The sequence below is a fragment of the Streptomyces sp. NPDC023573 genome, assembly GCF_055559735.1.
On the sequence record NZ_JBVHKB010000001.1, the window covers coordinates 939080 to 951914 of the forward strand.

At 70.9% G+C, this 12835-nt stretch carries 10 protein-coding genes; 7 read left to right on the forward strand and 3 right to left on the reverse strand.

Going from position 1 to position 12835, the window contains the following annotated elements; all coding sequences use genetic code 11:
- Nucleotides 1-47: 47 nt before the first annotated feature.
- Nucleotides 48-689 carry a superoxide dismutase gene (locus tag ACZ32T_RS04260; protein WP_467262699.1) on the forward strand — a complete coding sequence of 214 codons (642 nt, stop codon included), beginning with the start codon at nucleotides 48-50 and terminating at the stop codon, nucleotides 687-689.
- 141 nt (nucleotides 690-830) lie between these two features.
- Here the strand turns inward: ACZ32T_RS04260 and ACZ32T_RS04265 are convergent, their stop codons facing one another.
- A complete protein-coding gene (locus ACZ32T_RS04265) occupies nucleotides 831-1691 on the reverse strand; it encodes a helix-turn-helix transcriptional regulator (RefSeq protein WP_467365237.1) in 861 nt (286 codons plus the stop codon).
- An 86-nt stretch (nucleotides 1692-1777) separates the two neighbouring features.
- Here ACZ32T_RS04265 and ACZ32T_RS04270 point away from each other — a divergent pair, with 86 nt between their 5' ends.
- Both ACZ32T_RS04270 and ACZ32T_RS04275 read left to right on the forward strand, forming a co-directional pair.
- Complete coding sequence (locus ACZ32T_RS04270; RefSeq protein WP_467262703.1) at nucleotides 1778-2545, forward strand: SDR family oxidoreductase; 768 nt, start codon at nucleotides 1778-1780, stop codon at nucleotides 2543-2545.
- Between the two features lie 129 nt (nucleotides 2546-2674).
- Complete coding sequence (locus ACZ32T_RS04275; RefSeq protein WP_467262705.1) at nucleotides 2675-2884, forward strand: tautomerase family protein; 210 nt, start codon at nucleotides 2675-2677, stop codon at nucleotides 2882-2884.
- A 70-nt stretch (nucleotides 2885-2954) separates the two neighbouring features.
- On the opposite strand, the gene ACZ32T_RS04280 is transcribed toward ACZ32T_RS04275, so the two are convergent.
- Nucleotides 2955-3605 (reverse strand): mycothiol-dependent nitroreductase Rv2466c family protein, encoded by a 651-nt coding sequence (locus tag ACZ32T_RS04280; protein ID WP_467262706.1) that lies wholly within the window; start codon nucleotides 3603-3605, stop codon nucleotides 2955-2957.
- A 133-nt stretch (nucleotides 3606-3738) separates the two neighbouring features.
- Between ACZ32T_RS04280 and pepN the strand changes: the two genes are divergently transcribed.
- The 4 genes from pepN to ACZ32T_RS04300 all read left to right on the forward strand — a co-directional run bounded on the left by pepN (nucleotide 3739) and on the right by ACZ32T_RS04300 (nucleotide 12181).
- Nucleotides 3739-6327 (forward strand): aminopeptidase N, encoded by a 2589-nt coding sequence (gene pepN / locus ACZ32T_RS04285; protein ID WP_467365239.1) that lies wholly within the window; start codon nucleotides 3739-3741, stop codon nucleotides 6325-6327.
- 171 nt (nucleotides 6328-6498) lie between these two features.
- Complete coding sequence (locus ACZ32T_RS04290; protein WP_467365241.1) at nucleotides 6499-7506, forward strand: hypothetical protein; 1008 nt, start codon at nucleotides 6499-6501, stop codon at nucleotides 7504-7506.
- Between the two features lie 153 nt (nucleotides 7507-7659).
- Nucleotides 7660-10968, forward strand: coding sequence for a S8 family serine peptidase (locus ACZ32T_RS04295; RefSeq protein ID WP_467365243.1), 3309 nt, complete (start codon nucleotides 7660-7662; stop codon nucleotides 10966-10968).
- A 184-nt stretch (nucleotides 10969-11152) separates the two neighbouring features.
- On the forward strand, nucleotides 11153-12181 hold the full coding sequence (locus ACZ32T_RS04300) for an aspartate-semialdehyde dehydrogenase (RefSeq protein WP_467262711.1): 1029 nt from the start codon (nucleotides 11153-11155) through the stop codon (nucleotides 12179-12181).
- A gap of 76 nt (nucleotides 12182-12257) precedes the next feature.
- Here the strand turns inward: ACZ32T_RS04300 and ACZ32T_RS04305 are convergent, their stop codons facing one another.
- A complete protein-coding gene (locus ACZ32T_RS04305; RefSeq protein WP_467262713.1) occupies nucleotides 12258-12800 on the reverse strand; it encodes a DUF1203 domain-containing protein in 543 nt (180 codons plus the stop codon).
- Nucleotides 12801-12835 lie beyond the last annotated feature (35 nt).

Below are 12835 nucleotides of genomic sequence, written 5' to 3' on the forward strand. Positions count from 1 at the left end.
CGAAAGACTTGCAATAACCACCAGGTAGCAGTTGGAGGGTTCGCCCCATGGCCACGTACACGCTTCCGGAACTCCCGTACGACTACGCGGCGCTCGAGCCGGTCATCAATCCGCAGATCATCGAGCTCCACCACGACAAGCACCACGCCGCGTACGTCAAGGGTGCGAACGACACCCTGGAGCAGCTGGAAGAGGCCCGGAGCAAGGATGCCTGGGGTGCCGTCAACGGCCTCCAGAAGAACCTCGCCTTCCATCTCTCCGGCCACATCCTGCACTCGATCTACTGGCACAACATGAGCGGCGACGGCGGTGGCGAGCCCCTCGCGGCGGACGGTGTGGGCGACCTGGCCGACGCGATCGCGGACTCCTTCGGTTCGTACGCCGGCTTCAAGTCCCAGCTGACGAAGGCCGCGGCCACCACGCAGGGCTCCGGCTGGGGCGTCCTCGCGTACGAGCCGGTGAGCGGGAAGCTGATCGTCGAGCAGGTCTACGACCACCAGGGCAACGTCGGTCAGGGCTCGGTACCGATCCTGGTGTTCGACGCCTGGGAGCACGCCTTCTACCTGCAGTACAAGAACCAGAAGGTGGACTTCATCGAGGCCATGTGGCGCGTCGTCAACTGGCAGGACGTGGCGAAGCGCTACGCCGCCGCCAAGGAGCGCGCCGACGTGCTGCTGCTCGCCCCCTGACCTGAGGGAGCGACCCGAGCGTCCTGCCTCGTGATCGTCTTCTCAACCTTCACCGGGCAGGCGGATGGACGGAGAGCCCCCGCGAGGACATGACTCGCGGGGGCTCTCCCATGCCCGGGCCACGGCGCGCTCCGACAGCCTTCAGCGTGTCGGTCCGGCGATCTCCTGGGTGCCGATGACGGCGAGCAGGCCGAGGAGATCGGCGCTGTCGGTGCCGACCGCGGGGGTGAACCAGAGCAGCCGCTGCCGGCCGTCCTCGCTGAACAGGTTGAGGCAGTTGACCTCGACCAGGCCGAGGGCGGGGTGGTCGATGCGTTTGCGGTCGTCGCGCCGGAACGCCACGTCGTGGTCGGCCCACAGGGCGGCGAACTCGGAGGAGGTACCGAGCAGCGAGCTGATCATCGAGCCGGCTTCGGAGTCCTTGGCAGCCCGTCTGGCGGCGGCTGCCCGCAGGTCGGCGACGAAGGCCCGGGACTGGGCCTCATGGTCGGCTTCGGGATACAGCCCCCGGGCGTCGGGCTCGGTGAACCACCGGTGGACGAAGCTGGCCCGGGGCCCCCGGAGGCCGGAGTGGTCCCCGAGCAACGCCACCGCGAGCGGGTTCTGTACGAGGGTGACGTGCAGGTCGGTGATGACCTGTGCGGGCGTCGACGTCAGACGGGTGAGCAGGTCGAGCATGCCGGGATGGATGTGCGCGGCGGGTGTGCTGTGCACGGGCACCGGGCGGTCCGCCAGGCGATAGAGGTAGTCGCGCTCGTCGGCGGTCAGGCGCAGTGCCCTCGCCAGCGCGGCGATCATCTGCTCGGACGGCTGGGAGCCGGCTCCGCGTTCGAGTTCGTTGTAGTAGTCCACCGATGCTCCGGCCAGCTGGGCGACCTCGTCGCGGCGCAGCCCGGGCACCCGGCGGCGGGGTCCGGAGGGAAGGCCCACGTCGGCCGGGCGGATACGGTCACGCCGCGACCGGAGGAAGGCCCCCAGCTCGGTGTACTTCACAGAACCCATGCCTTCATTGTGCGTCGGGCGGGGCCGCCGACCCAGGGGATGGCGTCCCCTGGCTCCGCCGGCCGGGGCGGCGCATCGTGGAGGGCATGACTACGAACCACCTCACACCCCCTCCCCCGCCGGCGGCGGTGCGGGTCGCCGTCGTCACCGGCGGATCCCGCGGCATCGGCCGGGCGGTCTCCCACCAGCTCGCCCGGGACGGCCTGGCCGTCGTGGTGAACTACTCCCGCGACGCGGCTGCCGCCGAGGAGACGGTCTCGGCGGTCACCGCCGCCGGCGGGCGGGCGATCGGCGTGCGGGCCGACGTCGCGGACGAGCACGCGGTCGCCGCGCTGTTCGACCGGGCGGAGCAGGAGTTCGGCGGTGTGGACGTCGTCGTCAACTGCGCCGGCCGGCTCGCCCTGTCACCCATCGCCGACCTCGACCTGGCGGTGCTCGACGGCGTGCACCGCACCAACATCCGCGGCACCTTCGTCGTCGCCCAGCAGGCCGCCCGGCGACTCCGTGCGGGCGGCTCGTTCGTGGGGTTCTCGACCTCCGTGGTCGGCACCCGGTTTCCCGCGTACGGCGCCTACGCGGCGAGCAAGGGGGCCGTCGAGGCGATCACTCTGATCCTCGCCCGCGAGCTGCGCGGGCGGGACGTCACCGTGAACACGGTGGCCCCCGGCCCCACGGCCACGGACCTGTTCCTGGAGGGCAAGACGCCCGAGCAGATCGACCAGCTCGCCAGGACGCCGCCCCTGGAGAGGCTGGGCACCCCGGAGGACATCGCCCGGGTGGTCGCCTTCCTCACCAGCCCGGCAGGGCACTGGGTGAACGGCCAGATCCTGCGGGCCAACGGGGGCATGGTGTGACCTCGCCGCCCGACGCCGCGGCCTCCGACCACGCCGGTAGCGGCGGAGAAACGGCCCTGTGGCCATACCCCTCGGGCTCTTGCCCAGGGAAACGATCCAGCGAAACGACCCACTCCAGGAGAGACACCCATGCCTTTCGCCCACTTCAAGGTCCCTGCGGACACCGTCACCGCCGAGGACAAGAAGAAGATCGTCGAGCGCACCACCGAGCTGTACGTGGAGATCTACGGTGAGCGGGCACGTCCCACGGTGGTCGTGCTCGTCGACGAAGTCGTCGACGGCGGCTGGGGTGTCGCCGGCGGAGTCCTGACCGCCGCCATGCTCAACGCCGACGCCTGAACCTCGCCCGCGGGATGCCTCCGGCCCCTGGTGCGTCACCAGGGGCCGGAGGCCGCACCGGCGAGCCGGGTCAGTCGAAGACCGGGCCCTGCGTGCGGGTCCGCTTGATCTCGTAGAAGCCGGGGATCGAGGCCACCAGCAGGGTGCCGTCCCAGAGCTTGGCGGCCTCCTCGCCCTTCGGGGCGGGGGTGACGACCGGGCCGAAGAAGGCGATCTGCTCACCGTCGGCGCCGGGCACGGCGATGACCGGGGTGCCGACGTCCTGGCCGACCTTGTCGATGCCCTCCTGGTGGGAGGCGCGCAGCTCCTTGTCGTACGCGTCGGAGTCGGCGTGGTCCAGGAGCTCGGCCGGCAGCCCGACGTCCGCGAGGGCGCCCGCGATCGCCTCGCGGGTGGGGCCCTCGCCGTTGTTGTGGATGCGGGTGCCGAGGGCGGTGTACAGCGGGCCGACGATCTCGTCGCCGTGCTTCTGCTGGGCGGCGACGACGACGCGGACCGGCGCCCATGCCTGGGTGCGCATCATCTCCTGGTACTCCTCGGGCAGCTCGTCGAGCTTGGGCTCGTTGAGCACGGCCAGGCTCATCACGTGCCAGCGGACCTCGACGTCGCGGACCTTCTCCACCTCCAGCATCCAGCGGGAGGTCATCCAGGCCCAGGGGCAGAGCGGGTCGAACCAGAAGTCGGCCGGGACCTTGCCGGTGGCCGTGCTGTTCTCGGGCATGTCTCTCCTCATGAGGTCGGTCTGCGCCTGTGAGGCGGAACACCACTGGGCCCTCCGGCCATTCCCGTGCGCGGGCGCGGAACGGCGCATGGGAGGATCGAAGGTCTTCGAAAGAGACACAAAGGAGTGCTCCGTGCCCGGTGAGAACCTGTCCCGCGACGAGGCCCGCGAGAGGGCCGAGCTGCTGACCGTCGACGGTTACGAGGTCGCCCTCGACCTCCGTTCCGCCGTCGGTGAGCCCGACGGCGGCGACGAGGCCGGTCCGCGCACCTTCCGCTCGCAGACCACGATCCGCTTCCGCGCCGGCCGTGCGGGTGCCTCGACCTTCGCCGATCTGATCGCCCCGTCCGTGGACGCGGTGACCCTGAACGGCAAGGACCTGGACCCCGCGGCCGTCTTCGACGGCGTCCGTATCGCGCTGGAGGACCTCGCCGAGGGAGAGAACGTCCTGGTGGTCGACGCGCGGTGCGCGTACAGCCGGACCGGCGAGGGCATGCACCGTTTCGTCGACCCGGAGGACGGCGAGGTCTACCTCTACACGCAGTACGAGCCGGCGGACGCGCGGCGGGTCTTCGCCAACTTCGAGCAGCCCGACCTCAAGGCGCCCTACCGGTTCGAGGTGACGGCACCCGAGGGCTGGCGGGTCTGGAGCAACGGCGCGGAGGAGTCGCAGGAGGGCGAGGTCCACCGGTTCGCGGAGACGCTGCCGATCTCGACGTACATCACGGTGGTCGTCGCGGGGCCGTACCACTACGTGAGCGACCACTACTCCCGTACGTTCGACGACGGCTCGACGCTGGAGATCCCGCTCGGCGCGATGTGCCGCAAGGGTCTCGCGCGCTACTTCGACGCGGACGACGTCTTCCTGATCACCAAGCAGGGCCTGGACTTCTTCCACGACAACTTCGACTACCCGTATCCCTTCGGGAAGTACGACCAGGCGTTCGTGCCCGAGTACAACCTCGGCGCCATGGAGAACCCGGGCCTGGTCACCTTCCGCGAGGAGTACATCTACCGCGGGAAGGTCACCTCGGCCTCCTACGAGCGCCGGGCCAACGTCATCCTGCACGAGATGGCGCACATGTGGTTCGGCGACCTGGTCACCATGCAGTGGTGGGACGACCTGTGGCTGAAGGAGTCCTTCGCCGACTTCATGGGGACGTTCTCGATGGTCGAGGCCACCCGCTTCACCAACGGCTGGACGACCTTCGCCAACAACCGGAAGGCCTGGGCCTACCGGGCCGACCAGCTGCCGTCCACGCACCCGGTCACGGCCGACATCCGTGACCTGGAGGACGCCAAGCTGAACTTCGACGGCATCACGTACGCCAAGGGCGCCTCGGTGCTCAAGCAGCTCGTGGCCTATGCCGGACGGGACGCGTTCCTGGAGGGGGCGCGCCGCTACTTCAAGCAGCACGCGTACGGCAACACGCAGCTGGGCGACCTGCTCTCGGTGCTGGCCGAGACGTCCGGACGCGACATGAGCGCCTGGTCGCGCGCGTGGCTGCAGACGGCGGGGGTCAACGTCCTGACGCCGGCCGTGACGTACGACGGTGAGGGCCGGATCGCGGAGCTGTCCGTGACCCAGGAGGCCGCCGCCTCCCACCCGGAGCTGCGTCCGCACCGGGTCGCGGTGGGTCTGTACCGGATCTCCCCGGAGGGGGAGCTGGTGCGGTACGCCCGCGCGGAGACCGATGTCGCCGGTGTGCGCACCCTCGTCACGGAGCTGGCCGGGGCCGAGAAGCCCGATCTGGTCCTGGTCAACGACGACGACCTCACCTACTGCAAGGTCCGCCTCGACGCGGGGTCCCTGGCGACCCTGCGCGCGCACCTCGGTGACATCACCGATCCCCTGGCGCGGGCGCTGTGCTGGTCGGCCCTGTGGAACCTGACGCGGGACGCACTGCTGCCGGCCCGGGACTTCGTGTCCCTGGTGCTGGCGCACGCCGGCCGGGAGAGCGACATCGGTGTCCTGCAGATGCTGCACGCCTGGGCGCAGTCGGCGCTGGTGCACTACGCCACGCCGGCCTGGCGTGAGGAGGGCGGCCGGGCACTGGCGGAGGGCGCTCTGACGGAACTGCGGCGCGCGGAGCCGGGCAGCGAGCACCAGCTGACGTGGGCGCGGTTCTTCGCCGCCGTCGCGGCGTCGGACGCGGACTTCCAGCTGCTGGGCGAACTGCTCGACGGCTCGGCCGTGATCGACGGCCTGGACGTCGACCAGGAGCTGCGGTGGGCGTTCCTGTCCCCGCTGGTCTCGCACGGCAGGGCCGACGAGGCCGCCGTGGACGCCGAACTCGCCCGGGACGACACGGCGTCCGGCAAACGGCACCAGGTGCGGTGCCTGGCCTCGCGCCCCTCGGCGGCGGTCAAGGCGCAGGCGTGGGCGACGGTCGTGGAGTCGGACAAGCTGTCCAACGCCCTCGTCGGCGCGACGATCGCGGGCTTCGGGCAGCCGTCGCAGCGTGCGCTGCTGGCGCCGTACACGGCCTCGTACTTCGAAGCGATCGAGCGGGTCTGGGCCGAGCGCTCCATCCAGATCGGCATGGACGTGGTCCAGGGCCTGTTCCCCGGGCTGCAGGACGACCCGGCGACCCTCACCGCGACGGACGCGTGGCTGACCTCGCACCCGGACGCGGCACCGGCGCTCCGGCGCCTCGTCCTGGAGGCGCGGGACGATCTGGCACGGGCGCTGCGGGGTCAGGAGCGCGACGCGGCGGCGTGAGATTCCGGCGCGCGCCCCGCACACGTGTGTGGGGCGTGCGCCGCACAATTCCCGTCGCGACCACCCTTTTCGGCAATCGAACTGCCGTACTTCAGTACGGCGTCGTCCTGGAATGGCGACGGGCGTGTAACACGGGTTATCGCACCGCGAGCGTGCGGAAACCTCCACGGCATGAACCGGAACACCCCGCTCTCCCCGCGCCCCGTCCACGAGGCGACCCACCGCGTGCAGTCCGCCGCGCAGCTGCGCTCCCAGGGCGTGACCGCCGCGCAGACAGCGGCCCAGTGCCTGCCCGGCGGTCCGTGGCAGCAGCTGCTCCCCGGCGTGTACCTCCTGCGCCAGGGACCGCCCACGAACGACGACCGGGTGCGCGGCGCCCTCCTGTACGCCGGGCGGCCCCCGGCGGGCGCCCGCCGTACCGTGCCGGTGCAGCCGGGGCCCGGCTACGGCGAGGCCATGGTCACGGGCCTGGCGGCGCTGGCCCTGTACGGCTTCACGTCGGCTCCCCCGGTGATCGCGCTGCACCGGATCGACGTGCTGGTCCCGCGCACCAGGCGGCTTCGCTCCACCCGGTTCGTCCAGGTCACCAGGGCCGCCGTCCTGCCCCGGCCGCAGCGCAGGCTCGGGGTGCCGCTCGCTCCGGTGGAGCGGGCGCTCGCCGACGCGGTGGCCTCGCTCACGGACGCCTCCACGGTGCGCCGGATCCTGACGGAGGCGGTGCGCGGCGGGCACTGCGAACCGGCGTCCGTGGTACGGGAGCTGAACGACGCGAGACTGCTGGGCCGCGCGCACGTGGTGGACGCCGTGGACGCGCTGCTCGTGGAGGGCCGGGCGATGGCGGAGGGCCGGCTGTACGAGATGGTGCGCGCCCACCGGCTGCCCCAGCCGCTGTGGAACGTGCGGCTGGCGCTGCCGGGTGGTGGCTCGCTGGGAGGGGTGGACGCGTACTGGCCGGAGCCGGCGGTCGCGCTCGAACTGGGCGTCCGCTCGCCCCGGGAGGAGCATGTCGCCTTCACCGCGGAGCGGGAGCACCTGGAGCGGCTCGGGGTGACGGTGGTGCGGGTGACGCCGAAGCAGCTGCGTGACTCGACGGAGCAGCTGTCGGTGGTGCTGCGCACGGCGATGATGGCGGCCGAGGACCGTGAACCGGCCGCTTACGTGGTGGTCCTGCCGCGGTGAGCACGGGCGGGTGGCGCAATGGCACCGGTGGCGGGTCTACGCCATGTCACTTTCTCGTCCCCGCCAACTCTCCACAAACCCCTGTCGTTTACGAAAGGCTGAGCGGTCATCGGGTACCGAATTCCGGACTCTCTCTTTCTTTCACAAACAGGGATGCTGATGACCAAGGAATCCCCCGGCTCCATACCCGGGGCGAGACGCGTGGCGCGCATCGCGGCCGCAGCCGGACTGGCGGCCGCGCTGGCCGCCACCGGCGCCGCCCCGGTCTTCGCCGCCGACGACCCGGCGGCTTCCCCGGTGAAGCCCGCCGCCGCGAGCGCGAAGGGCGACAAGCTGGGCGAGGCCGACGCCGATGTGCTGGCGAAGGCCGAGGCCAAGGGCGAGAAGAACATCACGATGATGGTCGCCACCACCCCCGGTGCGACCGAGCAGGTCGCCGACCAGCTGGACGCCGTCAAGGGTTCCGTGCTGGGGCAGACGTACGACAAGCTCGGCTATGTCCGGGCGACCGTGCCGACCGCGTCCGCCGAGGCCACCATCAAGGCGGCACAGAAGCTGTCGTCGGTCCACGGCATCGATCTCAAGCAGGAGATCAAGCTGGACGACCCGACGCCCACGGGCGACCGGGCGGCCGGGGTGAAGCAGCCGAAGGCCACGGGAAGTTACGCGGCTCCGAACAAGAAGACCCCGGCGAAGAACCCGTACAACCCGTCCTTCGAGACGGGTGCGGTCGACTTCGTCGAGCAGCACCCGAAGGCCGACGGCCGCGGGATCACCATCGGTGTCCTGGACTCCGGTGTCGACCTCGGCCACCCCGCGCTCCGGAAGACCACCACCGGCGAGCGCAAGATCGTCGACTGGGTGACGGCGACCGACCCCGTGGGCGACAACGACGGCACCTGGCTGCGGATGGACCAGGCCGTGTCCGGCCCGACGTTCACCAGCGGCGAGACGACGTACTCCGCGCCGGAGGGCTCCTACGGCTTCCGCGTCTTCAAGGAGTCCGCCACGCGCGGCGGCGACATGGCCGGCGACCTCAACCGCGACGGTGACACCACCGACCAGTGGGGCGTGCTGTACGACCCGGTCACCGGCACCACGCGCGTCGACCTGAACGGCAACGCGGACTTCGGCGACGACACCGTCCTGAAGCCGTACAAGGAGAAGCACCAGGTCTCCTACTTCGGTGAGGACGACCCGCGGACCGACGTCGTCGAGCGCATCCCGTTCGTCGTGGAGACCCGCAAGGACGTCGTCTTCGACGCGGCCGGCAACACGGCCGACTACGTCAGCATCGGCGTCATCCAGAGCGAGCACGGTACGCACGTCGCCGGCATCACGGCGGCCAACGGCCTGTTCGGCGGCAAGATGAACGGCGCGGCGCCCGGCGCCAAGGTCGTCTCCTCGCGCGCCTGCACCTGGTCCGGCGGCTGCACCAACATCGCGCTGACCGAGGGCATGATCGACCTCGTCGTGAACCGCGGCGTCGACGTCGTCAACATGTCGATCGGCGGCCTGCCGCCGCTCAACGACGGCAACAACGCCCGCGCCGAGCTCTACAAGCGGCTCATCGACATCTACGGCGTCCAGCTGGTCATCTCGGCCGGCAACGACGGCCCGGGGGTCAACACCATCGGTGACCCGGGTCTCGCGGACCACGTCATCTCCGTCGGCGCGTCCATCTCCAAGGAGACGTGGGCGGCCAACTACGGCTCGAACGTCACCAAGAAGTACGACATGCTGCCCTTCTCCTCGCGCGGTCCGCGTGAGGACGGCGGCTTCGCGCCGATCCTGACGGCCCCGGGCGCGTCCATCAACACCACCCAGACGTGGATCCCCGGTGGTCCGGTCAAGGAGGCGGGCTACTCCCTCCCCGCCGGTTACTCCATGCTGCAGGGCACCTCGATGTCCTCGCCGCAGGCCGCCGGCGCGGCGGCGCTGCTGCTGTCCGCGGCGAAGCAGAAGCACATCGAGCTGCCCCCGGCCGACCTGCGGACGGCGCTGACCAGCACGGCCACCCACATCAAGGACGTGCCCGCGCACGCCCAGGGTGCCGGTCTGATGGACATCGTCGGCGCCTGGAAGCAGATCGAGAAGAAGGGTGCCGCGGCGCACGAGTACACCGTGAAGGCCCCGGTCGACACCGCGATCGACTTCGCGCTGAAGACCCCCGGCTTCGGCACCGGGCTGTACGACCGTGAGGGCGGCCTGAAGGCCGGCCAGAAGAAGTCGTACGACGTCACCGTCACCCGCACCACGGGTCCGGACAAGGCCGTGAAGCACAAGCTGTCCTGGAAGAACAACGACGGCACCTTCAAGCTGACCGGTTCGAGCACCGTCTCGCTGCCGCTCGGCAAGCCGGTGACCGTCAAGGTCCAGGCGAAGCCCCGCACGGCGGGCGTCCACAGCGCGATCCTGGTGGTGGACGACCGGAAGACCACCGGCGTGGACCAGCAGATCCTCTCCACGGTGGTCGTCGCCAAGGACCTGGTGAAGCCGGGTTACGCGTTCACGGCGAGCGGCTCGGTGCAGCGCAACGGCACCACGTCGTACTTCCTGAACGTCCCCGAGGGCGCCGAGACCCTGGAGGTCGCGATGAGCGCCCTGCGCTCGGGCAGCCAGACGCGGTTCATCTCCATCCACCCCTACGGGGTCGCGGTGGAGGACAGCTCCACGGTCTACTGCTACCCGAACTACGAGAACCCGGCCAACACCTGCCGCCCGGACACGCGCTCGTACAAGGACCCGCAGCCCGGCGTCTGGGAGATCGAGGTCGAGTCCCGCCGTACGTCGCCGCTGCTGGACAACCCGTACAAGCTGGATGTCTCGCTGCTCGGCGCCACCTTCGACCCGGCGGTGCAGACCATCGCCGAGGCGAAGATCGGCACCCCGGCCGCGGTGGACTGGACGGTCACCAACAACGCCGGCGACCTGGAGGGCTCCCTGAAGGGCGGCTCGCTGGGCTCGGCCGACGTCGAGCGTCCGTCGATCTCCACCGGCGGCGAGTACACCAGGACGGTCACCATCGGTGAGGGCGTCGAGAAGCTGGACGTCGCCATCGGCAACACGTCGGACGCCAACGCCGACATCGACCTGTACGTGTACAGGGGCGCCACCGAGGTCGGTGCCTCGACCACGGCGGGCTCGGAGGAGTCGGTCAGCCTGGTGAAGCCGGCCGCCGGCACGTACACCGTCGTCATCGACGGCTACTCGGTCCCGGCCGGGACCACCGAGTACGACTACCGCGACGTGTACTACGCACCGTCGCTCGGCGCGATCAAGGTCGACGAGTCCAAGGCCGTGAACCTGGCCAACGGCGCGTCCGCCCAGGTCGGCGCCGAGGTCCTGGTCGCCGGAGCGGCTCCCGAGGGCCGGCAGTTCTTCGGCGAGGTCCAGCTGGTGAACGCCCGCGGCACCGCGGCGGGCACCGGCAGCGTCGTGATCGAGAAGGTCGCGCCGTAACCACCGCGGCCGTGTGATCCGCACGACACGCGCGGACTGTGGGGCGGGGGCTCGCAAGGGCTCCCGCCCCACAGCTCTGTGCGAGCCCCGTCCGCCTGGCGGACAATGGATTGGACAAGGGAGCCGTGGACATACGCATCATGGACCGGCAACCGTGCCCGTTCGCATCCGTGAGGGAGTTCCAGTGAAGGTCGGAATCGTCGGCGCCACCGGTCAGGTCGGCACAGTCATGCGCAGCATCCTGGCCGAGCGGAAGTTCCCCGTCGCCGAGCTGCGGCTCTTCGCCTCCGCGCGCTCCGCGGGCTCCACGATCGCCTACGAGGGCACGGACATCACGGTCGAGGACGCCTCCACCGCGGACTACACCGGTCTCGACATCGTGCTGTTCTCCGCGGGCGGCGCGACCTCGAAGGCGCTGGCCGAGAAGGTCGCCGCCCAGGGCGCCGTGGTGATCGACAACTCCTCCGCCTGGCGCAAGGACCCCGAGGTACCGCTGGTGGTCTCCGAGGTCAACGCCCACGCGATCAAGGACCGCCCCAAGGGCATCATCGCCAACCCGAACTGCACCACGATGGCCGCCATGCCCGTGCTGCGCCCGCTGCACCAGGAGGCGCAGCTCGACGCGCTGACCGTGGCGACCTACCAGGCGGTGTCCGGTTCCGGGGTCGCCGGTGTCGCGGAGCTGCACGGCCAGGCGTCCAAGGTCGTCGCGGAGGCGGACAAGCTGACGCACGACGGCGACGCGGTCGACTTCCCCGAGCCGGCCGTCTACAAGCGTCCGATCGCCTTCAACGTGCTGCCGCTGGCCGGTTCGATCGTGGACGACGGTTCCTTCGAGACCGACGAGGAGCAGAAGCTCCGCAACGAGTCCCGCAAGATCCTGGAGATCCCGGAGCTCAAGGTGTCCGGCACCTGCGTCCGGGTCCCGGTCTTCTCCGGACACTCCCTCCAGATCAACGCCCGTTTCGCCCGTCCGATCAGCGTCGAGCGCGCCTACGAGCTGCTGAAGGACGCCGAGGGCGTCGAGCTCTCCGAGATCCCGACCCCGCTCCAGGCGGCCGGCAAGGACGCCTCCTACGTGGGCCGCATCCGCGCCGACGAGACCGTCGAGCACGGCCTTGCGCTGTTCGTCTCCAACGACAACCTGCGCAAGGGCGCGGCCCTGAACGCGGTCCAGATCGCGGAGCTGGTGGCGGCGGAGCTGAAGGGCTGACGCCCTCCCCACCCGGACGGAGGGGGCGGCCACCGGATCCCGGTGGCCGCCCCCTCCGCGATGTGCCGGGCAGCTGTCACCGCGCCTCGCGGTCTGCTTCCTGAGCGGAGTCCCGCCGTCGGCCGGCTCGCACCTCGAAGTGGAAGCACCCGTACTCCACGGCCCGCACGTGCGCCAGCACCACCTGGGGGTCGGCGAAGGCCTCCGCCAGCGCCTCGTCGAAGCCCCTCTCCTCGTCGGCCGGGATCTCCAGCAGCCGGCCTCCGACGATCCTGCCGTCCGCGTCGTAGCGCCGGACCGTGCGCAGCGCGCCCGCCCGCGAGAACGGGTAGCCGGTCCGGTCCGCAGCCGGGCCCTCGCACTCCTCGGCGTGGATGAAGACCGGGCCCTGCTCGTCGTACGCCCCGGGGCGCGCCCAGGTCTCCGCGGCCCAGCGGCGCAGCGGCGCGTACGACACGAGCGCGATCACCTCCCCGGGCCGTGCGCCGCGCAGGCAGCAGCGCAGGGGATCACCGCCCTCCGTCGCCGTGTACGGGACGCAGGGACGTCCGGCGTCGTCGGTCGTGCGGAGCTCTTTCAGAGCGTCCGGCCCGATGGGCCGTGCCTCGTGAGTGGTCATGATCCGAGGGTGGCCCGGCCGACTCCGCCGGTCCG

What these genes read in the sequence shown, in the direction of transcription:
- ACZ32T_RS04260 (WP_467262699.1), top strand. Translation starts at nt 48, where the DNA reads ATGGCCACGTACACGCTTCCGGAACTCCCGTACGACTACGCGGCGCTC.
- ACZ32T_RS04265 (WP_467365237.1), bottom strand. Translation starts at nt 1,691, where the DNA reads ATGGGTTCTGTGAAGTACACCGAGCTGGGGGCCTTCCTCCGGTCGCGG.
- ACZ32T_RS04270 (WP_467262703.1), top strand. Translation starts at nt 1,778, where the DNA reads ATGACTACGAACCACCTCACACCCCCTCCCCCGCCGGCGGCGGTGCGG.
- ACZ32T_RS04275 (WP_467262705.1), top strand. Translation starts at nt 2,675, where the DNA reads ATGCCTTTCGCCCACTTCAAGGTCCCTGCGGACACCGTCACCGCCGAG.
- ACZ32T_RS04280 (WP_467262706.1), bottom strand. Translation starts at nt 3,605, where the DNA reads ATGCCCGAGAACAGCACGGCCACCGGCAAGGTCCCGGCCGACTTCTGG.
- ACZ32T_RS04290 (WP_467365241.1), top strand. Translation starts at nt 6,499, where the DNA reads ATGAACCGGAACACCCCGCTCTCCCCGCGCCCCGTCCACGAGGCGACC.
- ACZ32T_RS04295 (WP_467365243.1), top strand. Translation starts at nt 7,660, where the DNA reads ATGCTGATGACCAAGGAATCCCCCGGCTCCATACCCGGGGCGAGACGC.
- ACZ32T_RS04305 (WP_467262713.1), bottom strand. Translation starts at nt 12,800, where the DNA reads ATGACCACTCACGAGGCACGGCCCATCGGGCCGGACGCTCTGAAAGAG.